Source organism: Rhizobium sp. 01N48 (assembly GCF_056399145.1).
In genome coordinates this window covers 21,611-46,092 of the sequence record NZ_JBFTQT010000006.1, presented here as the reverse complement: position 1 = coordinate 46,092, position 24,482 = coordinate 21,611, and the positions used below count along the sequence as shown (strand labels likewise).

The 24,482-nt window shown below is 63.0% G+C and carries 24 protein-coding genes and 1 other RNA gene; 9 read left to right on the top strand and 16 right to left on the bottom strand.

Annotated elements, in window-relative coordinates; translation table 11 throughout:
* Positions 1-29: 29 nt before the first annotated feature.
* The 3 genes from AC1DOG_RS13385 to rpsO form a co-directional block, all read right to left on the bottom strand.
* Entirely contained in the window at positions 30-1,046 is a 1,017-nt protein-coding gene (locus AC1DOG_RS13385; protein ID WP_477928602.1) for a class I SAM-dependent methyltransferase, read from the bottom strand.
* A gap of 75 nt (positions 1,047-1,121) precedes the next feature.
* Positions 1,122-3,260, bottom strand: coding sequence for a polyribonucleotide nucleotidyltransferase (gene pnp, locus AC1DOG_RS13380; RefSeq protein ID WP_113197270.1), 2,139 nt, complete (start codon positions 3,258-3,260; stop codon positions 1,122-1,124).
* Positions 3,261-3,588: 328 nt separating this feature from the next.
* Positions 3,589-3,858, bottom strand: a complete 270-nt coding sequence (gene rpsO / locus AC1DOG_RS13375) for a 30S ribosomal protein S15 (RefSeq protein WP_026283114.1) — start codon at positions 3,856-3,858, stop codon at positions 3,589-3,591.
* A 266-nt stretch (positions 3,859-4,124) separates the two neighbouring features.
* Here rpsO and gstA point away from each other — a divergent pair, with 266 nt between their 5' ends.
* Entirely contained in the window at positions 4,125-4,733 is a 609-nt protein-coding gene (gstA, locus tag AC1DOG_RS13370) for a glutathione transferase GstA (protein ID WP_477928599.1), read from the top strand.
* 39 nt (positions 4,734-4,772) lie between these two features.
* Here gstA and truB read toward each other — a convergent pair whose 3' ends face one another.
* The 6 genes from truB to rimP all read right to left on the bottom strand — a co-directional run bounded on the left by truB (position 4,773) and on the right by rimP (position 12,026).
* Positions 4,773-5,705, bottom strand: coding sequence for a tRNA pseudouridine(55) synthase TruB (gene truB, locus AC1DOG_RS13365; protein WP_183900797.1), 933 nt, complete (start codon positions 5,703-5,705; stop codon positions 4,773-4,775).
* A gap of 12 nt (positions 5,706-5,717) precedes the next feature.
* Positions 5,718-6,125: a 30S ribosome-binding factor RbfA gene (gene rbfA / locus AC1DOG_RS13360; RefSeq protein WP_018899114.1), complete on the bottom strand. Its 408-nt coding sequence runs from the start codon at positions 6,123-6,125 to the stop codon at positions 5,718-5,720.
* A 75-nt stretch (positions 6,126-6,200) separates the two neighbouring features.
* A complete protein-coding gene (infB, locus tag AC1DOG_RS13355; RefSeq protein ID WP_477928596.1) occupies positions 6,201-8,966 on the bottom strand; it encodes a translation initiation factor IF-2 in 2,766 nt (921 codons plus the stop codon).
* Between the two features lie 99 nt (positions 8,967-9,065).
* Positions 9,066-9,755: an RNA-binding protein gene (locus AC1DOG_RS13350; protein ID WP_047506545.1), complete on the bottom strand. Its 690-nt coding sequence runs from the start codon at positions 9,753-9,755 to the stop codon at positions 9,066-9,068.
* Positions 9,755-11,359, bottom strand: a complete 1,605-nt coding sequence (gene nusA, locus AC1DOG_RS13345) for a transcription termination factor NusA (protein WP_018899111.1) — start codon at positions 11,357-11,359, stop codon at positions 9,755-9,757. The genes AC1DOG_RS13350 and nusA overlap by 1 nt, the downstream gene beginning before the upstream one ends.
* 61 nt (positions 11,360-11,420) lie before the next feature.
* Entirely contained in the window at positions 11,421-12,026 is a 606-nt protein-coding gene (rimP, locus tag AC1DOG_RS13340; protein ID WP_477928593.1) for a ribosome maturation factor RimP, read from the bottom strand.
* Positions 12,027-12,258: 232 nt separating this feature from the next.
* Here rimP and AC1DOG_RS13335 point away from each other — a divergent pair, with 232 nt between their 5' ends.
* A complete protein-coding gene (locus tag AC1DOG_RS13335) occupies positions 12,259-13,890 on the top strand; it encodes an MFS transporter (RefSeq protein ID WP_477928591.1) in 1,632 nt (543 codons plus the stop codon).
* Positions 13,891-13,893: 3 nt separating this feature from the next.
* Here AC1DOG_RS13335 and AC1DOG_RS13330 read toward each other — a convergent pair whose 3' ends face one another.
* Positions 13,894-15,159 carry a lytic murein transglycosylase gene (locus AC1DOG_RS13330; protein ID WP_477928589.1) on the bottom strand — a complete coding sequence of 422 codons (1,266 nt, stop codon included), beginning with the start codon at positions 15,157-15,159 and terminating at the stop codon, positions 13,894-13,896.
* Between the two features lie 158 nt (positions 15,160-15,317).
* Positions 15,318-15,923, bottom strand: a complete 606-nt coding sequence (recR, locus tag AC1DOG_RS13325; protein ID WP_018899107.1) for a recombination mediator RecR — start codon at positions 15,921-15,923, stop codon at positions 15,318-15,320.
* A gap of 56 nt (positions 15,924-15,979) precedes the next feature.
* Here recR and AC1DOG_RS13320 point away from each other — a divergent pair, with 56 nt between their 5' ends.
* Both AC1DOG_RS13320 and AC1DOG_RS13315 read left to right on the top strand, forming a co-directional pair.
* Positions 15,980-16,597, top strand: coding sequence for an MOSC domain-containing protein (locus AC1DOG_RS13320; protein ID WP_477928587.1), 618 nt, complete (start codon positions 15,980-15,982; stop codon positions 16,595-16,597).
* A gap of 105 nt (positions 16,598-16,702) precedes the next feature.
* Positions 16,703-17,233, top strand: coding sequence for a DUF992 domain-containing protein (locus AC1DOG_RS13315; protein ID WP_477928585.1), 531 nt, complete (start codon positions 16,703-16,705; stop codon positions 17,231-17,233).
* A 72-nt stretch (positions 17,234-17,305) separates the two neighbouring features.
* Here the strand turns inward: AC1DOG_RS13315 and AC1DOG_RS13310 are convergent, their stop codons facing one another.
* From AC1DOG_RS13310 to ffs, 3 genes are all read right to left on the bottom strand, one after another.
* Complete coding sequence (locus AC1DOG_RS13310) at positions 17,306-17,629, bottom strand: YbaB/EbfC family nucleoid-associated protein (protein WP_112944991.1); 324 nt, start codon at positions 17,627-17,629, stop codon at positions 17,306-17,308.
* A gap of 22 nt (positions 17,630-17,651) precedes the next feature.
* Entirely contained in the window at positions 17,652-19,532 is a 1,881-nt protein-coding gene (locus AC1DOG_RS13305) for a DNA polymerase III subunit gamma/tau (protein ID WP_477928583.1), read from the bottom strand.
* A 47-nt stretch (positions 19,533-19,579) separates the two neighbouring features.
* Positions 19,580-19,676, bottom strand: an RNA gene (gene ffs, locus AC1DOG_RS13300) — signal recognition particle sRNA small type.
* A gap of 89 nt (positions 19,677-19,765) precedes the next feature.
* Here ffs and AC1DOG_RS13295 point away from each other — a divergent pair.
* The 5 genes from AC1DOG_RS13295 (at position 19,766) to AC1DOG_RS13275 (ending at position 22,612) form a co-directional block, all read left to right on the top strand.
* A complete protein-coding gene (locus AC1DOG_RS13295; RefSeq protein WP_111563253.1) occupies positions 19,766-20,176 on the top strand; it encodes an HIT family protein in 411 nt (136 codons plus the stop codon).
* Positions 20,173-21,132: an NAD(+) diphosphatase gene (nudC, locus tag AC1DOG_RS13290; RefSeq protein ID WP_477928580.1), complete on the top strand. Its 960-nt coding sequence runs from the start codon at positions 20,173-20,175 to the stop codon at positions 21,130-21,132. The genes AC1DOG_RS13295 and nudC overlap by 4 nt, the downstream gene beginning before the upstream one ends.
* A 9-nt stretch (positions 21,133-21,141) precedes the next feature.
* Positions 21,142-21,846: a helix-turn-helix transcriptional regulator gene (locus AC1DOG_RS13285; protein WP_113009675.1), complete on the top strand. Its 705-nt coding sequence runs from the start codon at positions 21,142-21,144 to the stop codon at positions 21,844-21,846.
* A 52-nt stretch (positions 21,847-21,898) separates the two neighbouring features.
* Positions 21,899-22,147 (top strand): hypothetical protein, encoded by a 249-nt coding sequence (locus AC1DOG_RS13280; RefSeq protein WP_477928578.1) that lies wholly within the window; start codon positions 21,899-21,901, stop codon positions 22,145-22,147.
* A gap of 96 nt (positions 22,148-22,243) precedes the next feature.
* The gene (locus AC1DOG_RS13275; protein ID WP_477928576.1) at positions 22,244-22,612 is read left to right on the top strand and encodes a VOC family protein; all 369 of its coding nucleotides are present in this window, start codon (positions 22,244-22,246) and stop codon (positions 22,610-22,612) included.
* A 231-nt stretch (positions 22,613-22,843) separates the two neighbouring features.
* On the opposite strand, the gene AC1DOG_RS13270 is transcribed toward AC1DOG_RS13275, so the two are convergent.
* On the bottom strand, positions 22,844-23,704 hold the full coding sequence (locus AC1DOG_RS13270; RefSeq protein WP_047506519.1) for a prephenate dehydratase: 861 nt from the start codon (positions 23,702-23,704) through the stop codon (positions 22,844-22,846).
* Between the two features lie 10 nt (positions 23,705-23,714).
* The gene (locus AC1DOG_RS13265; RefSeq protein ID WP_477928574.1) at positions 23,715-24,470 is read right to left on the bottom strand and encodes a 3-deoxy-manno-octulosonate cytidylyltransferase; all 756 of its coding nucleotides are present in this window, start codon (positions 24,468-24,470) and stop codon (positions 23,715-23,717) included.
* Between the last annotated feature and the right edge of the window lie 12 nt (positions 24,471-24,482).

Below are 24,482 nucleotides of genomic sequence, written 5' to 3'. Positions count from 1 at the left end.
GCGACTATGCGGACGAGGCACCCTAGGCCTTATTTCTTCGCCCACAAGACCTTGAAGCGGGCGTTGCGGCAGGTTTCGCCGCTTTCGCGGAAGCTAGCCGCCAGTACCGGCTCGTAGGGCAGGCCGCGGTTGGCGACCAGAAGCAGGCGGCCGCCGGAGCGGAGGGAAGCTGCCGCGGTTTTGATCATTGCCTGGCCGAGCGCCGGCTCGGCGGCGTGGCTTTCGTGGAAGGGCGGGTTCATGATGATGAGGTCGTACTTGTCCTTGACCGGCTCGCCCGCCAGATCGTGCCAGAAGAAGCGTGCCGGTACATTCGGGCAGTTCTCCTCGATGTTGGCCTTGGCGGCCTCCAGCGCGGCGTAATTCGCCTCGTAGAGGTCGAGGCGGCTGACACCGGGGGAGCGTTCCGCCATCTCGACGGAGAGATAGCCCCAACCTGCGCCGAAATCGGCGACGTCGCCGGTGAAATCGACTGGCAGGCGCGAGGCGAGCAGCTCGGAGCCGTCGTCGATGCGGTCGTGCGAGAACATGCCGGCGGCAGCCTCGAAACGGCCGTCGACGCGCGCGGCCGGCTTGGCAAACTTGGCGATGATTTCGGACGGATCGGCGGGCGCTCCGAACCAGAAGGCGACGCCGTGGTATTTCGGCATGTGCTCGAGCGACAGGCCGAAGGCTTCCATGCGCTTGCGCAGCGGCTGGATGCCGTCTTCCTTGCCGCCGGCGATGACGACGAGGCCACCCATCTTCACGCGGGTGAGCGCTTCGGCGATATTCGCCTCGTTCTCGCCCTTGTGCTTGTTGCAGAGAACCAGAACGGCATCATAATCCTCGCCTTCGACCTCAGGCGTGGTTTCGATGCGCTGGGCGAGCAGCTGCCGGTACAGAGGCCGGAAGCCCTGTACGGCGCTCAGCGCGGCGGCAAAGCCCTGCGGCAGGGCAAAGCCTGCCTCGGCGCCGAGGAAGAGCACGCGCTCGCCCTCGCCGGGCGCCTCGACGGTGCCGCTTACAAAGGGGTGGAACAGTGTCTTCAGCGTCTCGCTGCTCATCGTTTTATCTCGATCTTGAATAGAAAAAGGGCGCGAGAAGATTCCCGCGCCCATGAAGTCTTCGGAAGGCGCAGCTTACTCGGCTGCTTCTTCCTTCTTCTTGTCGGCAGGGATTTCCTGGCCGGTTGCCTGGTCGACAACCTTCATCGACAGGCGGACCTTGCCGCGCTCGTCGAAGCCGAGGAGCTTGACCCAAACCTTCTGGCCTTCCTTGACGACGTCCTGGGTCTTGGCAACACGCTCGGAAGCGAGCTGCGAGATGTGGACGAGGCCGTCGCGGGCGCCGAAGAAGTTGACGAAGGCGCCGAAGTCGGCGGTCTTCACAACCGTGCCTTCGTAGATCACGCCGATTTCAGGCTCGGCAACGATCGAGTGGATCCACTTGCGGGCCGCTTCGATTTCCTTGCCCGAGGAAGATGCGATCTTCACGGTGCCGTCGTCTTCGATGTTGATCTTGGCGCCGGTCTTTTCGACGATTTCGCGGATGACCTTGCCGCCGGAGCCGATGACTTCACGGATCTTGTCGACCGGGATGTTCATGACCTCGATGCGCGGAGCGAATTCGCCGAGCTGCGAACGGCCTTCGGAGATCGCCTTCGACATTTCGCCGAGGATGTGCGTACGACCGCCCTGTGCCTGGCCGAGAGCGACCTTCATGATCTCTTCGGTGATACCGGCGATCTTGATGTCCATCTGCAGCGAGGTGATGCCGTCGGCAGTACCTGCAACCTTGAAGTCCATGTCGCCGAGGTGGTCTTCGTCGCCGAGAATGTCGGAGAGAACGGCGAAGCGATCACCTTCGAGGATCAGGCCCATGGCGATACCGGCAACCGGCTTAGCCAAAGGAACGCCGGCATCCATCAGAGCGAGCGAGGTGCCGCAGACGGTTGCCATCGAGGACGAGCCGTTGGACTCGGTGATCTCGGAGACGACGCGCAGCGTGTAGGGGAACTGTTCAGCCGAGGGAAGCATCGGGCGGATAGCGCGCCATGCGAGCTTGCCGTGACCGATTTCGCGACGGCCCGGCGAACCCATGCGGCCGGTTTCGCCAACCGAGTAGGGAGGGAAGTTGTAATGGAGCAGGAAGCGCTCCTTGTACATGCCCGTCAGGCTGTCGACGTACTGTTCGTCTTCGCCGGTGCCGAGCGTGGCAACGACGATCGCCTGCGTTTCACCGCGGGTGAAGAGAGCAGAACCGTGGGTGCGCGGCAGGAGGCCGACTTCCGATACGATCGGGCGAACAGTCTCGAGGTCGCGGCCGTCGATGCGGCTCTTGGTGTCGAGGATGTTCCAACGAACGATCTTGGCCTGCAGGTGCTTGAAGATCGCGCCGATGACTTCGGCGGTGTACTTCGGCTCTTCGCCCTCCGGGAAGAAGTGCGCCTTGACCTTGGCCTTGACGGCGTCGACGGCAGCGTAGCGTTCAGCCTTCTGCGTGTTCTTGTAGGCGGTGCGCAGCTCGGCTTCGAAGTGCTTCAGCATTTCGGCTTCGAGTTCGGAGAAGTCTTCCGGCTGGAAGTCGCGCGGTTCCTTGGCAGCCACTTCGGCGAGCTTGATGATCGCGTCGAGAACCGGCTGGAAACCACGATGGCCGAACATGACGGCGCCGAGCATGATTTCTTCGTTCAGTTCCTTGGCTTCGGATTCAACCATCAGAACGGCGTCGTGCGTACCGGCGACAACGAGGTCGAGGATCGACTCGTCCATCTCGTCGAGATGCGGGTTCAGGACGTATTCGCCGTTGATGTAGCCGACGCGTGCGCCGCCGACCGGGCCCATGAAGGGAACGCCAGAGAGCGTCAGAGCAGCCGAAGCAGCAACCATCGACAGAACGTCCGGGTTGTTTTCCAGATCGTGCTGGACGACGGTGACGACGACCTGCGTGTCGTTCTTGTAGCCTTCAGGGAAGAGCGGGCGGATCGGGCGGTCGATCAGGCGCGAAACCAGCGTTTCGTTTTCCGACGGACGGCCTTCGCGCTTGAAGTAGCCACCGGGGATCTTGCCGGCTGCGTAGGTCTTTTCCTGGTAGTTTACGGTCAGCGGAAAGAAGTCCTGGCCAGGCTTCGGCGCCTTGGCGGAAACGACGGTGGCGAGAACCACGGTTTCGCCGTAGGTCGCGAGAACAGCGCCGTCAGCCTGACGGGCGATCTTGCCGGTTTCGAGCTTCAGCGGGCGGCCTGCCCACTCGATTTCCACGGAATGAGTGTCGAACATATGTCTTGTCCTTCAATGCGGAGGCGCGCCATTGGCCCTAGGGCACGGCGCAGACGACCGCAATTGTTGATGACGCATCATGGGCAAGACAACGGGAGGCTTTGCGGTCTCGATTTCCTCGTCGAGAAAATCGGGCCAAGGTGTGCGCCTTGGCCGAAAGCATCCGGCAATCCTGCCCCATGACAGGTCAACGGTTGGTTTTGCGGATCCGGCCCATCCGGGTCCGCGGGCAGTCCCGCAAACGCCTAGGGCGTCCTGCGGTGTCGGAGAAACGTTCCCCGGAAACAAATGCGGCGGGCGTCCACAAGGAGCGCCCGCCGGCAAAGCCTTAGCGGCGGATACCCAGGCTGGTGATCAGCTTGGTGTAACGGCCTTCGTTCTTCTTCTTGAGGTAGTCAAGAAGCGAGCGGCGGCTGGAAACCATCGTCAGCAGGCCACGGCGGGAATGGTTATCCTTCTTGTGGCCCTTGAAGTGTTCCGTGAGGTTGTTGATGCGCTCGGTGAGGATCGCAACCTGAACTTCGGGCGAACCGGTGTCGCCTTCGAACGTTGCGTATTCCTTGATAAGTGCCGTCTTGCGCTCAGCAGTAATCGACATCGGATGTTCCTTTCGATGAGAGGAGATAAGGTCGCCAAAAGCCGGGATGTCGTCCAGCTTTGGCCGCGAATGCATTCAAGCGAGCCTGATGCTGGCGCTGCCTATACAATATCCGGCACATGAATGGAAGAGCGGAGTTTTTCACGCCCGATCAGCGATTTGGCGCCGCGATCACAAAGGCACGATCACGCAAAATGTTTGTTGCGCGGAGAGAGCGATCGACTATCACCTGCGCCAGCCAAGTCTATGTCCAGAAAGGAATTTGCGTGAAACTCTTCTATGCCCCCGGCGCCTGCTCCATGGCATCCCACATCGTCCTTCATGAAATCGGCAAGCCTTTCGAGATCGAGAAGGTCAGCACCAAGACGAAGGTCATGGAAAGCGGCGGCGACTTCTTTGCGATCAACCCCAAGGGCGCCGTGCCGGCTCTTCAGCTCGACGGCGGCGAAGTCCTGACCGAAGGTCCGGCGATCCTGCAGTATGTCGCAGACAGCAATGGCGCCACCGACCTCGCACCTCCGGCCGGCACGCTTGCCCGCGCCCGCGTTCAGGAAATGCTGAGCTTCGTCGGCTCCGAATTGCACAAGTCGTTCAGCCCGCTCTTCCATCCCGGCAAGACCGATGCGGAAAAGGACGCGGCGCGCGAAGTGCTGCAGAAGAAATTCGCATGGCTGGAATCGCTTCTGGCCGACGGCCGCGATTATCTCACCGGCCCGAACTTCACCGTGGCCGATGCCTATGCATTCGTCGTGACCAGCTGGACGAAGCCGATGAGCGTTTCGCTGGACGCCTGRCCGAAGCTGAAGGATTACGTGGCGCGCATTGCCGCCCGCCCGTCGGTCCAGGCGACGATGAAGGCCGAAGGCCTGATCTGATTACAAGAGATGCGCGCGGTTCGGACCGCGCGCTGATCTTTAACCGAAGACGCGCTTTGGGCGGAACTCGCCCTGGCCGATTTCGCCGATGGCGATCAGCTTGCCGCGGGCCGTGGCATAGGCTTCGCTTTCTTCCACCGGCGCATCGCGGCCGCGCACCAGGATGGGGTTGCCCATCTTCAAGCGGTGGGCCTGGTCGTCGTTGACGATCAGATGCGGCAGCGAGGACAGTGCTTCGCTGGTGTCGATCAGAAGCGCATCGAGTGCCGCCAGACGTTCTTCGTCATCCTGAATTTCTTCCAGCGCGACGAGCTCGGCGAGCGGGATCATGGTCTCTTCGGCGAAGGGCGCCACGAAGCTGCGGCGCAGGCCGGAGATGTGGCCGAAACAGCCGAGGTCACGGCCGAAATCGCGCGCGAGCGCGCGGACATAGGTGCCCTTGCCGCACTCGACTTCAAAATGCGCCGTGCTTTCATTCTCGCATTCAAGCAGCGTCAGGCGATAGATCTCGACCTCACGCGACGGGATCTCGACCGTCTCACCCTCGCGGGCAAGGTCATAGGCGCGCTCGCCGGCGATCTTGATCGCGGAGAACTGCGGCGGAACCTGGCTGATGACACCCGTATAGTTCGGCAGCAGCGCCAGGATCTCGTCTTCGGTCGGACGCTTGTCGGAGCTCTCGATAACCTCGCCCTCGAGATCGTCGGTCGAGCGCTGTTCGCCCCAGGTCACGGTGAATTCGTAGATCTTGCGGCCGTCCATGACGTAGGGAACGGTCTTGGTCGCATCGCCAAGCGCGATCGGCAGCATGCCCGAAGCCAGCGGATCGAGCGTACCGGCGTGGCCGCATTTCTGCGCCTTGAACAGCCACTTGATCTTGGAGACGGCTTCGGTCGAGCCGAAGTCGACGGGCTTGTCAAGGATAAGCCAGCCCGAGATCGGGCGGCCTTTGGGCTTGCGTGGTTTGGACATAAGGCTCTTCTGTTATTTCTCGTCGGTATCGCCGTCTTCAAGGTCGCGCATGACCTCGGGCGAGCGCAGCAGCTCGTCGATCTTCTTGTAATTGTCGAAGCTCGTATCGTCGCGGAAGCGGATCTCGGGCATGAATTTCATCTGCCGGAGATGCGGGCCGAGACGGCCGCGGATAAATTTGGCGTGGCGGTTGAGCGCCGTGATGACCGTCTCGTGATCCGACACGCCGAGCGGCGTGATGAAGGCGGTCGCGACCTTCAGGTCGGTCGACATGCGCACTTCGGACACGGAGATGACGGTCTTTTCCAGGAGGTCGTCGCGCACTTCGCCGCGCTGCAGGACCTGGGTGATCGCGGCGCGCACCTGCTCGCCGACGCGCAGCATGCGCTGCGACTGTGCTGTCGAGGTTTTCGTTGCCATTGTTCTTTGCCTCAAAAGGTTCGGGCGCCGGCCTCATATGATCCGGCGCCCGTCCACAACTCTAGTCTCGCACGATCAGAGCGTACGGGTGATATGCTCGACGCGGAAGCATTCGATGACATCGCCCGCGCGGATGTCTTCGTAGTTCTCGAAGGCCATACCGCATTCCTGACCGACAGGAACTTCCGATACTTCATCCTTGAAGCGCTTGAGCGTCTTGAGCTTGCCTTCGTGGATGACGACGTTGTCGCGGATGAGGCGGACGCCAGCACCACGTTCGACCTTGCCTTCGGTAACGCGGCAACCCGCGACCTTGCCGGTCTTGGTGATGTTGAACACCTCGAGGATCTCGGCATTGCCGAGGAAGGTTTCGCGGCGCTCCGGCGTGAGCAGACCCGACATCGCTGCCTTAACGTCATCCACCAGATCGTAGATGATGTTGTAGTAGCGGATCTCGATGCCTGCGCGTTCGGCGGCGACGCGTGCCTGTGCGTTGGCACGGACGTTGAAGCCGATGATCGCGGCGTCGGAGGATTCGGCAAGCGCCAGATCCGATTCCGTGATGGCACCGGCGCCCGAATGGACGATACGTGCCCGCACTTCGTCAGTGCCGAGCTTGTCGAGAGCACCGATGATCGCTTCGATGGAACCCTGCACGTCGCCCTTGATGAGCAGCGGGAATTCCTTGAAGCCGGTGTTCTGCAGCTTGCTCATCATCTGTTCGAGCGAACCGCGCTGACCGGTCTGGCGGGCAACCGCCTTGTCGCGGGCCAGACGCTGGCGATATTCGGAAATCTCGCGAGCACGGCTCTCGTTTTCGACGACGGCGAACTTGTCACCGGCAGCAGGCGTGCCGGACAGGCCGAGCACTTCGACCGGCATGGCCGGACCCGCTTCCTTGACATGGTCGCCCTTGTCGGTGACGAGCGCGCGAACGCGGCCCCACTGATCGCCGGCAACGATGATCTGGCCGGGCTTCAGCGTGCCCTTCTGGACGAGGACGGTCGCAACCGCACCACGACCACGGTCGAGCTGGGCTTCGATCACGATACCTTCTGCAGTACGCGTCGGGTCGGCCTTGAGGTCGAGGATTTCGGCCTGCAGCAGGACGGCTTCGAGCAGCTTGTCGAGGTTGGTCTTGTTCTTCGCCGACACTTCGACGTCGAGCACTTCACCGCCGAGCGATTCAACGAAGACTTCGTGCTGCAGAAGCTGCTGACGGACCTTGTCCGGGTTGGCTTCGTGCTTGTCGATCTTGTTGATCGCCACGATGATCGGAACACCGGCCGCCTTGGCGTGGCTGATGGATTCGATCGTCTGCGGCATGACGCTGTCGTCTGCCGCGACCACGAGGATCGCGATGTCGGTTGCCTGCGCACCACGGGCACGCATGGCCGTGAAGGCGGCGTGGCCGGGGGTGTCGATGAAGGTGATCTTCTGGCCGTTCTGTTCGACCTGATAGGCACCGATGTGCTGGGTGATGCCACCGGCTTCACCCGAGACGACGTTTGCCTGACGGATGGCGTCGAGCAGCGAGGTCTTGCCGTGGTCGACGTGACCCATGATGGTGACGACCGGCGGACGCGAAACCATTTCGCCGGCATCGTCGGCCCGGTCGAAGATACCTTCTTCAACGTCGGATTCCGAAACGCGCTTGACGGTGTGGCCGAATTCGCCGGCGATGAGTTCAGCGAGGTCGGCGTCGATGACGTCGCCCGGCTTCATCATCTGGCCTTCCTTCATCAGATACTTGATGACGTCGACGGCGCGTTCAGACATACGCTGCGACAGTTCCTGAATGGTGATGGTCTCAGGCAGGATGACTTCGCGAATAACCTTTTCGCGGGTTTCCTGCATCTGGCTGCGGCGGAACTTTTCCTGGCGACGGCGCATGGCGGCCATCGAACGGCCACGGTTGTTGCCGTCGTCATCCGTGCTGGCAGCCGTGATCGTCAGCTTGCCCTGGCGGCGACCATCGTCACCCTTCGGACGCGCGGTAACCGGCTTTGCCGGTTCGGGACGCACGACGCGGCCACGCGCCGGAGCGCCACCGCGCGGTGCACCGCCGCGATCATCTTCATCATTTTCGCGGCGACGGACGCCGGGAGCGCCCGCAGGCGCAGCGCCGGGAGCCGGACGGGCGGAAGACGGCGCATCGGTGCGGCGAACGGCGGGAGCCGCAGCCTGGGTGCGCGGTGCTTCGGCAGCGGCCGGAGCGGCTGGTGCCGGCGGAGCGGCAGCGGCCGCAGCGGCGCGTTCTGCTTCTTCGGCGGCAAGGCGCTTGGCTTCTTCAGCGGCAGCAGCCTGGCGTACGATCTCTTCGGCGGCGCGGCGCTTTTCTTCCTCGGCGCGGCGAACCGCATCCTCGGCGTCACGAACCTGGGCCATGGCGAGCGCACGACGGCGCGCGTCCATTTCTTCCGGCGACAGATGGTTCAGAACCACCGGGCGCGGACGATCCTGCTGGCGCGAAGGCTGCTGGGATTGCGGACGGTTATACTGCTGGCCGCTCGGCTGGTTGTAGCGCTGCGGCGGCTGGGGCTGCGGCGGGCGGGCCTGCTGAACAGGCGCCGGCGCCGGTGCTGCCGCTGCCTGTGCTGCGGGCGCAGGAGCGGGCTCGGCGGCGCGTACGGGCGCTGCCGGTGCCGCCACCGGGGTGATCGGGCGCTGTTCGTCTTCAGGGCGCATCGGGCGCCGCTTGCGGGTCTCGACAACGACCGCCTTGGTGCGACCGCGGCCCATATCCTGGCGCACGGTGCCCTGGCTTACGCCCGACGGTTTCAGGGTCAGAGTCTTCTTGCCCGGGCCGTTCAGTGTCTTGTCGTCATTGCTATCGGTCATTCGTTCCCGTTCCTTCGGACAGGGAGCGATGACGTCATCAGTCCCTGTCAATCAAAATGTCGATCAATGACATCGGGCCGGACAAGTCCGGTGACCGTATCATTGTTTTTGCCGGCCAGCGCCGCCCGCTGCCCGGGACTGACCGCCATTGCGGTACTGTTCGAGCATCTTTGCGCGCTTCACTACACCCTCACCCGCCTGCCCTGCAAGCACTGCAGCATGGATAAAAGCGTTCTGACCCATCAGGCCTTCCATTTCGCTCTCCGAGAAGAGTTTGTAGGAAGGTATTTCCTCCTCGGTCTCCATTCCGAGGTGCCAGGCCTTGCGGGCCTGGTCGATCTTTCTCACGCCGTCGGCCGCCGCGTCCGTTGCATGGAACACGGCAAGCGCCGCGCCACTGCGGATCGCGGCATCCACCTTCGAGGCGCCGGTGATGAACTGTCCGGCCTTGCGGGCCATGTTCATCATCTGCATCAGTTGCTGCATCAGCAGCTTGTCGACGGTCTCGCCGAGATCGGCGGCCGCCTTCACATCAGTTTTCAGGGCGCGGGCGAAGGATTTCTTCGCCACCGCCTTGTCGACCAGAGCGCGGTCGATCTTCACCCAGCAGCCGCGACCCGGAAGCTGACGCTTCAGGTCGGCCACCACCGTCCCATCGGGAGCGGCGACGAAGCGGATCAGCTCGTCCGGCGATCCGCTTTCGCGCGTCACGATGCACATGCGACCATTCACGTCATAACCTGCAAGATCGTCGTCCTCAGGAGAAACGGTAGGCTCACGCGCAGACATTAAACTTCCTGCTCGGCCTCGGGAGCTTCTTCAGCTTCCGCTTCCTTCGCAAGGTCCTCTTCGGTGATCCAGCCAGCCGCGAGGCGGGCCTGAACGACCATCTGTTCGGCTTCGACGCGCGAGACGTCGAACTTCGAGAACAGGCCCTCGAACTTCTTGGTCTCGCCGTTCTTGCGCTCGCTCCAGCCAACAAGATCGTCGGCTGCGCAGCCGGCGAAGTCTTCCATCGTCTTGATGCCGTCCTCACCGAGGGCGACCATCATCTGGGCGGTCATGCCGTCGATGCCACGCAGTTCGTCGGAAACGCCGAGCGCCTTGCGCTTCTCGTCCATCTCGGCTTCGAGCTTTTCGAGATATTCGCGGGCGCGGGTCTGGATTTCCTGCGCGGTGTCTTCGTCGAAACCGTCGATCGAGGCGATTTCGTCGAGTTCGACGTAAGCGAGCTCCTCAACGGCCGCGAAGCCTTCGGAGGCCAGAACCTGGCCGACCATTTCGTCGACGTCGAGCGAATCCATGAACAGGTTGGTGCGCTCGTTGAATTCCTTCTGACGGCGCTCCGATTCCTCGGCTTCCGTCATGATGTCGATATCCCAGCCGGTCAGCTGCGATGCGAGGCGAACGTTCTGGCCGCGGCGGCCGATGGCCAGCGACAGCTGCTCGTCCGGAACCACGACTTCGATGCGCTCGGCATCTTCATCGAGAACGACCTTGGCGACTTCAGCCGGCTGCAGGGCGTTGACGACGAAGGTCGCCGGATCCTGCGACCAGGGAATGATGTCGATCTTTTCGCCCTGGAGCTCGCCGACAACGGCCTGAACGCGCGAACCACGCATACCGACGCAGGCGCCAACCGGATCGATCGAACTGTCGTTCGAGATCACGGCAATCTTGGCGCGCGAACCCGGATCGCGGGCAACCGACTTCACCTGGATGATGCCGTCGTAGATTTCAGGCACTTCCATGGTGAAGAGCTTGACCATGAACTGCGGATGCGTGCGCGACAGGAAGATCTGCGGGCCGCGCTGTTCGCGACGAACATCATATACGTATGCACGGACGCGATCGCCATAGCGGACGTTTTCGCGCGGGATCATTTCGTCGCGACGGATGATGCCTTCGCCACGGCCGAGATCGACGATGACGTTCCCGTATTCGACGCGCTTGACGGTGCCGTTGACGATTTCGCCGACGCGATCCTTGAATTCGTCGAACTGGCGATCACGCTCGGCTTCGCGAACCTTCTGGACGATGACCTGCTTGGCGGACTGGGCAGCGATACGGCCGAAATCCATCGGCGGCAGCGGATCGGCGATGAAATCGCCAAGGGCTGCGTCCGGGTTGCGGTCGCGGGCCAGCTCGAGCGGGATCTGCGTGGAGTAGTCTTCAGCAGCCTCGACAACCTCGAGAAGACGCTGCAGGCGAATTTCGCCGGTCTTCGGGTTGATGTCGGCGCGGATGTTGGATTCAGTGCCGTAGCGCGAGCGCGCCGCCTTCTGGATCGCGTCCGCCATCGCGGCGAGCACGATCTCGCGGTCGATGACCTTTTCGCGGGCGACTGCATCTGCGATCTGCAGAAGTTCGAGCCGGTTCGCACTGACTGCCATGTGTTTTGTCTCCGTCTAGGCGTCCAGGCTTTCCCTTGCCCGGCGCCACAAGTTGATCGGTTTATTCTTCGTCTTCCGCTTCGTTCTGGTTCGCGGCCTCTGCCTTCGCCAGCTTGTCGGCGCGCAGGGCATCACGGATCAGATCGTCGGTCAGAATGAGTTTCGCATCGGCAAGCGCCGTGAACGGAATGACGATCGCCTTTTCCTCGCCGGCCGGAGCCTCGTCACGCTCGAGCGTAAAGCCCTCGACGTCGCTGGAAACGATCTTGCCGCGGAAGCGCTTGCGACCACCGACGATGATCGAGGTCTCGCACTTCAAAAAATGGCCCTGCCAGCGCACGAAATCGGACTTGCGCACCATCGGGCGATCGATGCCGGGCGACGAAACTTCCAGATGATACTCTTTATCGATCGGATCTTCCACATCGAGTACCGGAGAAACGGCCACCGAGACCTCCTCGCAGCCTTCGACGTCCATGGTTCCGTCGTTGCGCTCGGCCATGATCTGCATGGTGGCGCCGTTCTGGTTGAGCATGCGCACGCGGATCAGGCGGTAGCCGAGGTCGATAAGGACGGGCTCGATGATGGCGGCGAGGCGCTGGTCGAGGCCAGTCTCGGTGATCAGCCGCGGCTCAAGTTGATTGTCTGCGTTCGTCGAATCCGACAAGCGATGCGCTCCTAAGCGATATTTTCGGGCGATCGCGGTAATAAAAAAGAGCGGGTCCTTGCGGCCCACTCCTCATCAATGCGATCAAGATTTGAGAGCCATATAGGCCCGTTTCCGCGAAATAGCAAGCTCCATCGGCGGTGCAGCGCGGTTGCGGCGGGCGGTCGGTGGCCTTGATCGCCGTTTCGCTTATATAGCTTGGCGCAGCGCATGGCATTCGACGGGAGGAATCGTGGCCTATACTTCTTCGACACTGGCACCACTCAGGCACGAGACCTACCGCACCATCTGGTTCGCCAGCATCGCTTCCAATTTCGGCGGCCTCATCCAGGCGGTCGGCGCCGCGTGGATGATGACGATGATCACCGCGTCGGGCGACATGGTGGCGCTGGTGCAGACCTCCACGGCGCTGCCTATCATGCTCTTCTCGCTGGTCTCGGGCGCGCTGGCGGACAGCTTCGACAGACGGCGGGTGATGCTGACGGCGCAGTGTTTCATGCTGGCGGTCTCGGCGCTGCTCAGCATCTTCGCCTTCTTCGGTATCCTCTCGCCCTGGCTGCTCCTGTTCTTCACCTTCCTGCTCGGCTGCGGCACGGCGCTCAACAATCCCTCCTGGCAGGCCTCGGTGGGCGACATGGTTCCGCGCGCCGATCTGCCCGGCGCCGTCACGCTGAACAGCGTCGGCTTCAACATTACCCGCAGCCTCGGGCCGGCGATCGGCGGCATCATCGTCGCTGCCGCCGGTGCGGCAGCGGCCTTTGCCGTCAATACGATGAGCTATTTCGCGCTGATCTACGCTCTGATGCGCTGGAAACCAACCTACCCCGCGACCACGCTGCCGCGCGAGGCGCTCGGCAGCGCCATCTTCGCCGGGCTGCGCTACATCTCGATGTCGCCCAACCTGCAGAAAGTCATGCTGCGCGGGCTGATCTTCGGCATCAGCGCCAGCTCGATCCTCGCGCTGCTGCCGATCGTGGCGTTGGAACTGGTGGTCGGCGGACCCCTCACCTACGGCCTAATGCTTGGCTCCTTCGGCATCGGCGCTATCGGCGGGGCGGTGCTGAACGCAAGGCTGCGCGAGCGCTTCTCCAGCGAGACGATCGTGCGTCTGTCGTTTGCCGGCTTCGCGCTCAGCGCCGCGATTGCCGCCTTCAGCCCGATTTCGGCGGTCACCTGTTTGGGATTGGTGATCTCGGGCGCCTGCTGGGTGCTGGCGCTGTCGCTGTTCAACACCATCGTGCAGCTCTCGACGCCGCGCTGGGTGGTCGGCCGGGCGCTGTCGCTCTACCAGACCGTGACCTTCGGCGGGATTGCCGGGGGCAGCTGGATCTGGGGTATCGCCGCCGACAATTACGGCGTCGCCAACGCGCTGCTGCTATCGGCCGTGGTCATGCTGCTCGGCATCGTCATCGGGCTGAAATTCGCCATGCCGGCCTTCGAGACGCTCAATCTCGATCCGCTCAACCGCTTCACCGAGCCGGCGCTCGGCCTCGATATAACACCGCGCAGCGGGCCTGTCGTCATCCAGGTCGACTACGAGATCGACGATCACGACGTGCCGGAGTTCCTGAAGCTGATGGGCGAGCGGCGGCGTATCCGCATCCGCGACGGCGCCCGCAACTGGGCGCTGATGCGCGACCTGGAAAAGCCGGGCTCGTGGACCGAGACCTACCACACGCCAACCTGGGTCGAGTATATCCGCCACAACCAGCGGCGGACCCAGGTGGATGGCGAAAACACCGACCGGCTAAGGGCGCTGCATCGCGGCGAAGCGGGGCCGCATGTGCACCGGATGATCGAACGGCAGGCCATTCCGCCCAGCGACGACCTATTCTTCAAGGCGCATATCGACCTGCACCACTAGCGTCTATTTCAGCTTGCCGATCATGTGGGCCTCGGGATAGCAGGTCGGCTTCATGCCGTTTTTCTCCTGCCACTGGCCGATGGAACGGCGCGTCTTGTAGCCGGGCAGACCATCGGACCCGCCGACGTCGTAGCCCTTCTTCTCCAGCGCCTTCTGCATGGTGGCGACATCCGAGCGCAGCATCTTGCCGACATCGCCCCAGGCGCCCTCGAACGCGCCGGAGCCGTAGGCGATGCGGTCCGCTAGATTGCCGATATAGAGCGCGTAGAGATCGGAATTGTTGTATTCCTTGATGACGTAGAAATTCGGCGTCACCAGGAATTCCGGGCCGTCGCGGCCGGCCGGCACCATCATCATGCCCGTGGCGTTCTTTTCTCCCGAGGGGAAGGCCTTGCCGGAGATGCGGTCGATGCCGAGCGAATTCCAATGGGCGATCGGCTTGCCGAGATCGGGCCCTTCCTGCGCGCAGGAGACGTTTTCGGGGATCGTCACCTCGTAGCCCCAGCTACGGTTTGCCTGCCAGCCCTTCTTGACCAGGAAGTTGGCGATCGAGGCCAGCGTATCGGGAACCGAGGTCCAGATATTGCGGTGACCGTCGCCATCGAAGTCGACGGCGTATTTCAGATAGCTCGTCGGCATGAACTGCGGCTGGCCGAGCGCGCCCGCCGGCGATCCCTTGAAATCGGCCGCCGTGACATCGCCGCCGTCGATGATGTGCAGCCCGGCGATCAGCTCGGTGCGGAACATCTCCTTGCGGGTGGACATGAAGGCCTTGGTGGCCAGCACCTCGATGCCGGAATTCGGGATCTTGGCGGCGCCGAAGCCGGTCTCGCGGCCCCAGATGGCAAGCACGATCGAGCCGGGCACGCCATAGGTTTTCTCGATCTTCTTCAGCGTCGAGGCGTATTGCGTCTGGAAGCTACGGCCGGTGACGGCCAGGCGCTTCAGCCGGTCATCGTTGAAATAGGGCGCCGGCGAGGAGAACTCGGCCTGCGTCTGCTTCACCTCCTTCGGCGGCGGGAAGCCGGGAGGGGCGAGGTCGTTCAGCGACCAATCGAGCGTGACGCTTGCGAATGCGGCCTTGAAGGTCTTTTCGGATATGCCGCCCTTTTGTGCTTCCGGCCAGAGGTCGGTTTGCACCCAGCGCTCGAACTGGGCTTCGACTTCGGCTTTCGAGGGGGCGGCGTGGGCTGCAGGTGAGGTTGCGAGGAGGAAGCAGAACGCGGCAAGGGCGTACCGTGCGATACCCCCCTCTGTCCTGCCGGACATCTCCCCCACATGGGGGGAGATTGGCTGGAAGCGACCGCTCGCTCCACTCTCATTGTTTGACTGGAAGCCCGCCACGAGTCGATCTCCCCCCTTGTGGGGGAGATGCCCGGCAGGGCAGAGGGGGGTATCGCGGGTCTCCGACGGCATCACATCTCCCCTCATATCGACGTCCGCGCCCGGAGCGCCGCGGTCAGCGTGCCCTCGTCGAGATAATCAAGCTCACCGCCAACCGGCACGCCATGCGCCAACCGCGTGATCTTCACATCGAGCCCGGCCAGCTGATCGGTTATATAGTGTGCTGTGGTTTGCCCCTCGACGGTGGCGTTGACGGCGATGATCAGTTCCTTGATGCCGCCGGCCGTGACGCGTTCGATCAGGCCCTTGATGTTCAGATCGTCAGGGCCGACGCCATCGAGCGGCGAGAGCGTGCCGCCGAGCACATGATAGGCGGCGTTCAAGGCTGCTGCGCGCTCCAGAGCCCAGAGGTCGGAAACATCCTCGACGACGATGATGACCGACTGATCGCGGCGATCATCGGTGCAGACGGTGCAGGGATCGGAGGTATCGACATTGCCGCAGCGCGAGCAGATCTTGACCTTGTCATAGGCCTCGCCCATGGCGCTGCCGAGGGGGCCGAGCAGCTGATCCTTCTTCTTGATCAGATGCAGCGCGGCGCGGCGCGCGGAGCGGGGGCCGAGGCCCGGCACCTTCGCCAGCAGCTGGATGAGTTTTTCGATTTCGGGGCCGGTGACTCGCTTTGCCATATCGGGTTCTTAGCCCATATGTTTGAAAAACGGAAACGGACAGAAAAGCGGGCCTTATGAAAATCCTCGCCGTCTGCATCGGCAACGCCGAGAGGCTGCCGGGCAAGAGCTACAAGACCGGCATCAACAAGCACGCCATCAGCGGCGGCGTGCTCGTCGACGCCGAAGGGCTGCTCGGCGACGCGATCTGCAACCGCAAGCATCATGGCGGCGTCGACCAGGCGGTCTATGTCGAGGGATCGCTGACGCTCGACTGGTGGTCGGCGGAACTCGGGCAGACGATTGAGCCCGGCACCTTCGGCGAAAACCTCGTCATCGAAGGGCTCGACAATACGATGGTTGCCGTTGGCGATCGCTTCATAGCCGGCGATCTTGTGCTCGAGGTCACCTCCGCGCGCATTCCCTGCGCCACCTTCGCGGCGCGCATGGGCGATCCGTTGTTCGTCAAGCGCTACACCCGCGCCGGCCGGCCGGGCATCTATTGCCGGGTGATCGAGCCGGGCACGGTGACAGCAGGCGAGCGGGTGGAATGGCGGCGGTTCGAGGGAGCGCGGGTGACGATGCCGGAGATGATGGCGACATTCGGCAGGCGGCTGTCAGTCGAAGACCGCGCCCGCTATCTGGCGGCGCCGATCCACTACAAGCTGCGCGACAGCCTTCTCGCGGAGAGGTAAGCCCGCGCGGGTCGCGGCACCGAGATTCCGCCTTTATGATCACTTGCTGATATCAGGACGTCTCCTAATTTCCTTCTGACGGTGTGCCAATCCAAGGAGGCCTGCATGTCCGTCTTCAAGTCTACTTCGATCGCCCTTGCCGTTGCCGCCGCGACGGCCCTTTCCGCTCCGCAGCCGGCGGCGGCGGCCAATGTGCATGCGGGGTCGCTGACCTGCGATATCTCGGCGGGAATCGGCATGATCATCGGCTCGAAACGGGAGGTGGACTGCATGTTCACGCCCTCGCAGCCCGGGCATGTGGAGCATTATCGCGGCGCGATCACCAAGATCGGCGTCGATATCGGCGTGCTCAAGGGTGGAACGCTGATCTGGTACGTCTATGCGCCGGCGAACCACCCCGAAGGCGCGCTGCAGGGCAGCTATTCCGGTGTGGCGGCCAATGCGACCGTCGGCCTCGGTCTCGGGGCGAACGCGCTGGTCGGCGGCCTGGAGGGATCGGTGGCGCTGCAGCCGCTGTCTGTCGAGGGCACATCCGGCCTCAACGTCGCGGCCGGCATCGCCAACATGAAACTGACCTTCGTTCCGCCGAAAATGGCAAAGCCCGCCAAACACCACACGCAGAAGCACACGAAATAAGCGTTCTCAAACGACAAGCGCCGGCCACCCGATGGGCGCCGGCGCTTGCAAAATCCAAATTGGATCGAATGATCAGAACGGCATCTTGAAGCCGGGCGGGATCGGCAGGCCTGCTGTCAGCGCCTTGGTCTTTTCGGCGGCAACCGCGTCGGCTTTTTCCTTGGCATCCTTGTGGGCGGCGACGATCAGGTCTTCGAGAATCTCGACGTCGTCTTCCTTGAAGAGCGAGGGATCGATCTTCAGGCTCTGCATTTCGCCCTTGCCCGTGATGACGACGGTTACGAGACCGCCACCAGACTTGCCTTCGGCCGTGAGCGAGGCGATTTCCGCCTGCATCTGCTCCATCTTGGCCTGCATTTCCTTGACTTTGCCCATCATGCCCATGATGTCGCGCATCGTCTTGCTCCTTCTTGGTGTCTCAGAATTCTATGTCGTCGCCGGGCAGGATATCGCCCTCTTCGGATTCGGCAGTCGCCGGCGCCTGCACGGGACCTTCCTCTTCTTCCGGTTCCGGCGCACGGACGCGAACGTCGATGATCTTGGCGCCCGGAAACTGCGAGAGGATGGCCGCCACGTCAGGATCCTGCCTGGCGTCGCTCACCTGCTGCGCCTTGGCGTTGGCCTCGGCTTCCACCATGGTCGGCTGGCCGGCCTCGCGGCTGAGGCTGACGATCCAGTGAATGCCGGTCCATTCCTTGAGCTTCAGCGCAAGTTCGTTGAGCAGCGTTCCCGGCGCGCCTTCCGTCAGGTTGACATCCAGGATGCCGGGCTGGACGCGAACCGGGCGCACGAAATTGCGCACCAGCGCCTTGATCTTCACATCGCGCTTTTCGCCAGCGAGGTTGGCGATATCGCTGACCGAATTGACCCGCACAAGCGGCTGCGGCGCATCGGCGGCCTTCGCCTCCGCGCGTCCGACGGCCAGGCTCTGAGGATCAGAGTTCTGCACGACGCGCAGCATGGCGGTCGGGCCAGCCGGCTGCGGGCGCGGCGATGCTGCTTCGGCAGCACGGGCCATGACATTGCCCTGGTAGCTGACGGTCGCGCCGCCATTTCCACCGCCATTGCCCGACGATGAAGGCGAACGCCCGCCACCGTTGTTTTCAGAGAATTCCGCAAGCCGGCGGGCTGCGTCCTCGGGGGCCGGCAGGTGGGCGGCATGTGCCAGGCGGATCAGCACCATTTCGGCGGCACCTGAGGGTCGCGAGGATGCCTCCACCTCGGGAATGCCCTTCAACAGCATCTGCCAGATGCGCGACAGCGCCGTGACGGCGACGCCTTGCGAGAATTCCGCGCCCTTGGTGCGCTCGATTTCGCTGAGCGATGGGTCGTTTGCGGCATCCGGCACGTATTTCAGGCGCGTTACCAGATGGGTGAAATCGGCGAGATCGGTGAGTACCGCCACCGGATTGGCGCCGGCCTCGTATTGGCTCTCGAATTCGCCGAGGGCTGCGGCGACGTCACCCTTGATGACGTGCTGGAAGAGATCGACGATGCGGGCGCGATCAGCAAGACCGAGCATCCCGCGCACCGATTCGGCCAGCACCGCGCCGCCGCCATGGGCAATCGCCTGGTCGAGCAGCGACAGGCCGTCGCGCGCCGAGCCTTCGGCGGCACGGGCGATCATCGCCAGCGCATCGGGCTCGGCCTCGATGCCTTCCTTCGATGCGATCGTGGTGAACAGACCGACGAGATCGGACGCGCTGATGCGGCGCAGGTCGAAGCGCTGGCAGCGCGACAGCACCGTGATCGGCACCTTGCGGATTTCGGTGGTGGCGAAGATGAACTTCACATGCTCCGGCGGCTCTTCGAGCGTCTTCAGCAGGCCGTTGAAGGCCTGCGTCGAGAGCATGTGCACTTCGTCGATGATGTAGACCTTGTAGCGCGCCGAAACCGGACGGTAGCGCACCTGCTCAATGATCTCGCGGATATCGTCGATACCCGTATGCGAGGCGGCGTCCATCTCGATGACATCGACATGGCGGCCTTCCATGATCGCCTGGCAGTGGTCGCCGGGGATGCGCAGATCGATCGTCGGCTTGTCGATCTCGGCTGTCTTGTAATTCAGCGCGCGCGCCAGGATACGGGCGGTCGTCGTCTTGCCGACCCCGCGAACGCCGGTCAGCATGTAGGCCTGCGCGATACGGCCGGTCTCGAAGGCGTTGGTCAGAGTCTGGACCATCGGCTCCTGGCCGACCATCAGATCCGTGAAATCCTTGGGGCGGTATTTGCGTGCCAGCACCCGGTATCCGGTGCCCGTCGAGGCGGCATCTGGTGATTGTCGCTCGGTGTCGCTCATCGCCCTGCTTAACGCCCGAACTCTTCGGGCAAAGGATGGAGAGAAGGGTGGGAGGCTGGCACGATGACCCGTGCCTGGCTCGTTAGGGCTGCTTCCTTCCGGACCTGACCCGGTTGGCGAGTGGCTCGTCCACCACCAACCTCCCGAAGGCACATATCGGCAATATCGCGATCAAAAGCAAGCCAAGCTCCGAAAAAACTGCTAGCCTATGGAAAACTCTGGAGGAATACCCGTTGGACGCTTTCAAACTCGACCACCGGCTGGCCAATGACAGCATCAGTATCCTGAAAACGGGCCTCTGCGACTTCCGGCTGGCCAGGGACTGTCGCTGGCCATGGCTGATCCTCGTGCCGCAACGCGCCGATATCACCGAGATTTTCGAGCTGACGCCGCTCGACCAGGTGATGCTGACCTTCGAGACGGAACTGGCATCGACGGCCCTGAAGAAGGTGACCGGGGCGACAAAAATCAATGTCGCAGCTATTGGCAATATCGTCCGCCAGCTTCATGTTCATGTCGTCGCGCGCTTCGAAGGTGATCCGAACTGGCCCGGTCCGATCTGGGGCTACGGCAAGGCGGAGGCCTATGAGGACGCGAAACGAGACCAATTCATAGAGACGATGCGGGAAGCCCTTTCATCATGAGCCGTTCGCTTTTCGAGACGGATGTACCCCATCCCGAGCCCAGCAATCTGACGGCATTTGCCGCCAACGACCTGATCCGCGATTCCGAGCATCGCAACGAAAACTCGGTGGACGAGGCGCTCGCCAAGGATGGAACCCATATTTTCGCCTTCACCGGCGACAAGCTTGTATTGAAGCATGACGGCCAGGTGCTCGACCCGCTGTTTGCGCGCTACGAGCTGACCGATCTCAAGCCCAATTGGGACGAGACGATCCTGCTCGGCTACCGCAAGACCGGCGAGCCGAGGCTGGCGGTGCCGGTCGCCGTGCCGGAAGAACAGCTTTCGAGCCAATACAAGCCCGCCGACGGCCGCTCGCTCTATCGCGACATGCTGCTCGACGACGTGCTGCTCGGCGAATTCGCGCAGGGCGCCAGCCTGATCCGCTGGAACAGCGACAACCGGTTCTGCGGCCGCTGCGGCTCCGGCATGGACATGCATATCGGCGGCTACAAGCGCGTCTGCTCCGCCTGCCAGCACACGATCTTCCCGCGCACCGACCCTGTCGTCATCATGCTCACCATCGATGAGGAGCGCGATCTCTGCCTGCTCGGGCGCGGTCCGCATTTCGCACCGGGCATGTATTCCTGTCTCGCCGGCTTCGTGGAGCCCGGCGAAACGATTGAGAATGCCGTGCGCCGCGAGACGCTGGAAGAATCCGGCATCCGCACCGGCCGCATCCGCTACCACGCCTCGCAACCCTGGCCGATGCCGCACACGCTGATGATCGGCTGCTATGCAGAGGCCAAGTCACGCGACATCACCCGTGACGAGCAGGAGCTCGAGGACTGCCGCTGGTTTACCCGCGAGGAGACGATCGAGATGCTCGAGCGTCCCGGCGCCAACGGCAGCGCCCCGCCGCCGAAGGGCGCGATCGCTCACCGCCTGATGCGCGACTGGGTGGAGTGGAAAAAGTAGGCCAATAGAATGGCACGCTCCGAGAGGTTGCTGACCCTGCTGCAAACGCTGCGCCGCTACAGGCGGCCGGTGAGCGGCGCGGTGCTGGCCGAGGAAACCGGCGTCAGTATCCGCACGCTCTACCGCGACATCGCCAGCCTGCAGGCGCAGGGGGCACTGATCGAGGGCGAGCCGGGGCTTGGTTACATCCTGAGGCCCGGCTTCATGCTGCCGCCGATGATGTTTTCGCAAGACGAGATCGAGGCGCTGGTGCTGGGATCGCGCTGGGTGGCGCGGGCGGCCGATCCGAGGCTTGCGGCAGCGGGCGCCGACGCGCTCGCCAAGATCGCCGACGTTTTGCCGCGCGAGATCCGCGACGAGATCGAGACCTCCCCACTCCTCATCCACATGCGCCCGCCGATATCGAGCAAGGCCGACATGGGCGTGATCCGCAAGGCGATCCGCGGCGAGCGGGTGCTGAAGCTCACCTATACCGATGAGGGCGGCACCGTCTCCATCCGCAATGTCTGGCCCTTCGCCATCAGCTATACCGAGCAGGTCCGGATGATCGTTGCCTGGTGCGAGCTCAGGCAGGATTACCGGCATTTCCGCACCGATCGCATCGTCGAGATGATACCGCAGGAGACGCGCTATCCGCGCCGCCGCGCCGTGCTGCTGCAAGAGTGGAGTGACCGCGAAATCGTGCCGCGCGAACGGCAATCACTACTGCCATAAACTGACAGCATATGAGTCTAGTATGGGTCCTATCGAAACAGGAGGACCTGCCATGACGAGCCTGAACACATGCCACACCATGGGCCAGACGACACGCGGCAACCACCGTTCCGACGAGGCCAGCTCCGACACCTGGTATCCGCAATCGCTGATGCTGAGAATGATGCAGAATGCATCGCGCGGCATGGCGCATAGCATGGGACGGACTGGCGCTCCGCGTCTCGACCCGCAATCGATGTCGGAAAACCTGAGACGCGATATCGGCGTCATCGACTGGGGCAGCCGCGACCGCGAGCGGTAACCGACACTCTAACATTTCAATCACGCTTTTGACCGCTGCCGGAAAACCCGGCGGCGTTCGCATCATCACGTCATTTTCACGCAGAGGGACACCATCATGAATAGCCCCAATCTCATCATTCTCTATGTCCGCGATCCCGCCGAGAGTGCCCGCTTCTACAAGGCGCTACTCAATCGCGAGCCGGTCGCTGCCGCCCCCAATTTCGTGGCTTTCGCGCTCGACGGCGGCTTCACGCTCGGGCTGTGGCGGCTGAGCAGCGTCGTGCCGCAACCATCGGCGATCGGCAGCCGCGCCGAGATCGCCTTCATGGTTCCGGGCGAAAACGGCGTCTCCAATCTCTACCGCGACTGGCGCGACCGCCACCTGCCGATCGCCCAGGATCTGACGGATCTCGACTTCGGCCCGACCTTCGTGGTGCTCGATCCCGATGGGCATCGGCTGCGGGTTTGTGAGCCGGATAAGTAAGCGAAGTTGGGGCGCAACGCTGGCGCGTTAGCACCCTGCGCCGCCCCTCTCCGCCCTCATCCCTGTGCTTGTCACAGGGATCCAGCCGCCTCGCGTCTGCGAGGCGAAAAGAGTCTTCCAGCCCAAGGACTTGGGCTGGCTGGATTCCTGTGACAAGCACAGGAATGAGGGGAGTATGACAGGCCCTCGGCTTCTCGCGATATTGGCAGCAACCGAAAAGCGCCCTCAATCCTACTTCTGCAACAGGCCCCGCATCGGGTGGCCCTTGTAGACGCCGAGGATGCGGACCTTCTCGGAGAAGAACTGCAATTCTTCCAGCGCGCGGCGGACATTGGCGTCGCCGGGGTGGCCTTCGATGTCGGCGTAGAACTGGGTGGCGACGAACTTGCCGCCGAGCTGGTAGCTTTCCAGCTTGGTCATGTTGATGCTGTTAGTGGCAAAACCGCCGAGCGCCTTGTAGAGCGCTGCCGGGATGTTACGGACGTTGAAGACGAAGGTGGTGACCAGCTTCTCTTCGGCCGCCCCGCGCTCGGCCCACTTCTCATCACGCGAGAGGATGACGAAGCGGGTGACGTTGTCTTCCGTGTCCTCGACGTTTTCGGCGATGATATCGAGCTTGTAGAGGTCGGCGGCCAGACGCGGCGCGAGCGCTGCCATCGAGCGGTCGCCGGTTTCCTGCACCAGCTTGGCGGCGCCCGCCGTATCGCCGGCGACCACGGCCTTCCAGCCATTGGCGCGCACGATCTTGCGGCACTGGCCAAGCGCGTGGATGTGGCTGTGGACGGTACGGACCTCATCCTTGGTCACACCGGGCAGCACCATGAGCTGGAAGCGGATCGGCATGAAATATTCGCCGATGATGTGCAGGCGCGATTCCGGCAGCAGGTGGTGAATGTCGGCGACACGGCCGGCAATGGTGTTTTCGATCGGGATCATCGCCAGATCGGCATCGCCGCTTTCGAGCGCCACGAAGGCATCCTCGAAGGTCTGGCACGGCAGCGGATCCATATCAGGAAACATGTCGCGGCAGGCCATGTCGGAATTGGCGCCGAAGTCGCCCTGGAAGGCGATTTTGTTGGTCTTGATGCTCATGAGAGATCCGTTACTTCGATTGTGCGGAAAGAATGCGCCGCGCCTTTTCAAGGTCGGCGGGAGTATCGACACCGAGCGGAACGGTGTCAACGATCTCGACATCGATGCGCATGCCGGCTTCCAGCGCCCGCAGTTGCTCCAGCGATTCGCGCTTTTCGAGCGTGGAGGGCCCGAGCGATACGAAGCGCTCCAGCGCCGCGCGGCGATAGGTATAGAGGCCGATGTGATGATAGAGCGGGCCTTCGCCATAAGGGGCCGTTGCCCGCGTGAAATAGAGCGCCCGCATGCGGGTTTCCGACAGCGGCGAGCCGACCACCTTGACGATATGCGGCGCCGTCTTGTCTTCCTCGTTGTCGATCGCGATCGTCAGCGTGGCGATATCGACGACGGCGTCTTCCAGCGGGCGCAGCGATGCGCGCACCGTTTCCGGCTCGATCGTCGGCAGGTCGCCCTGGACGTTGACGATATATTCGATGCGGCCTTCGGGATCGACCTTGGTCAGCGCTTCGTAAATGCGGTCAGAGCCGGATTGATGCGCCTTGGCGGTCATGACGACCTCGAAACCGGCGGCGGCGACCACGTCGAACACTTCCTGCTCGTCGACGGCTACGACCACGCGGCCGATCGCGGCCTCCTTCGCTCGAAGAGCCACCTGGATGACCATCGGCTTGCCGCAGATGTCGGCGAGCGGCTTTCCGGGCAGTCGGGTGGATGCCATGCGGGCCGGAATGAGGACGAGTACGTTGTCTAAATTTGGACTTGCCATTGCTCAGGCCTT

Excerpts from the sequence above, each read along its gene's own strand:
- AC1DOG_RS13280 (WP_477928578.1), top strand. The coding sequence starts at position 21,899 with ATGACGAGCCTGAACACATGCCACACCATGGGCCAGACGACACGCGGC.
- nusA (WP_018899111.1), bottom strand. The coding sequence starts at position 11,359 with ATGGCAGTCAGTGCGAACCGGCTCGAACTTCTGCAGATCGCAGATGCA.
- pnp (WP_113197270.1), bottom strand. The coding sequence starts at position 3,260 with ATGTTCGACACTCATTCCGTGGAAATCGAGTGGGCAGGCCGCCCGCTG.
- nudC (WP_477928580.1), top strand. The coding sequence starts at position 20,173 with ATGAGCCGTTCGCTTTTCGAGACGGATGTACCCCATCCCGAGCCCAGC.
- infB (WP_477928596.1), bottom strand. The coding sequence starts at position 8,966 with ATGACCGATAGCAATGACGACAAGACACTGAACGGCCCGGGCAAGAAG.
- AC1DOG_RS13285 (WP_113009675.1), top strand. The coding sequence starts at position 21,142 with ATGGCACGCTCCGAGAGGTTGCTGACCCTGCTGCAAACGCTGCGCCGC.
- AC1DOG_RS13320 (WP_477928587.1), top strand. The coding sequence starts at position 15,980 with ATGAAAATCCTCGCCGTCTGCATCGGCAACGCCGAGAGGCTGCCGGGC.
- AC1DOG_RS13310 (WP_112944991.1), bottom strand. The coding sequence starts at position 17,629 with ATGCGCGACATCATGGGCATGATGGGCAAAGTCAAGGAAATGCAGGCC.
- rbfA (WP_018899114.1), bottom strand. The coding sequence starts at position 6,125 with ATGGCAACGAAAACCTCGACAGCACAGTCGCAGCGCATGCTGCGCGTC.
- AC1DOG_RS13265 (WP_477928574.1), bottom strand. The coding sequence starts at position 24,470 with ATGGCAAGTCCAAATTTAGACAACGTACTCGTCCTCATTCCGGCCCGC.
- recR (WP_018899107.1), bottom strand. The coding sequence starts at position 15,923 with ATGGCAAAGCGAGTCACCGGCCCCGAAATCGAAAAACTCATCCAGCTG.
- AC1DOG_RS13315 (WP_477928585.1), top strand. The coding sequence starts at position 16,703 with ATGTCCGTCTTCAAGTCTACTTCGATCGCCCTTGCCGTTGCCGCCGCG.
- AC1DOG_RS13275 (WP_477928576.1), top strand. The coding sequence starts at position 22,244 with ATGAATAGCCCCAATCTCATCATTCTCTATGTCCGCGATCCCGCCGAG.
- truB (WP_183900797.1), bottom strand. The coding sequence starts at position 5,705 with ATGTCCAAACCACGCAAGCCCAAAGGCCGCCCGATCTCGGGCTGGCTT.
- AC1DOG_RS13330 (WP_477928589.1), bottom strand. The coding sequence starts at position 15,159 with ATGTCCGGCAGGACAGAGGGGGGTATCGCACGGTACGCCCTTGCCGCG.
- AC1DOG_RS13350 (WP_047506545.1), bottom strand. The coding sequence starts at position 9,755 with ATGTCTGCGCGTGAGCCTACCGTTTCTCCTGAGGACGACGATCTTGCA.
- AC1DOG_RS13385 (WP_477928602.1), bottom strand. The coding sequence starts at position 1,046 with ATGAGCAGCGAGACGCTGAAGACACTGTTCCACCCCTTTGTAAGCGGC.
- rpsO (WP_026283114.1), bottom strand. The coding sequence starts at position 3,858 with ATGTCGATTACTGCTGAGCGCAAGACGGCACTTATCAAGGAATACGCA.
- AC1DOG_RS13305 (WP_477928583.1), bottom strand. The coding sequence starts at position 19,532 with ATGAGCGACACCGAGCGACAATCACCAGATGCCGCCTCGACGGGCACC.
- AC1DOG_RS13270 (WP_047506519.1), bottom strand. The coding sequence starts at position 23,704 with ATGAGCATCAAGACCAACAAAATCGCCTTCCAGGGCGACTTCGGCGCC.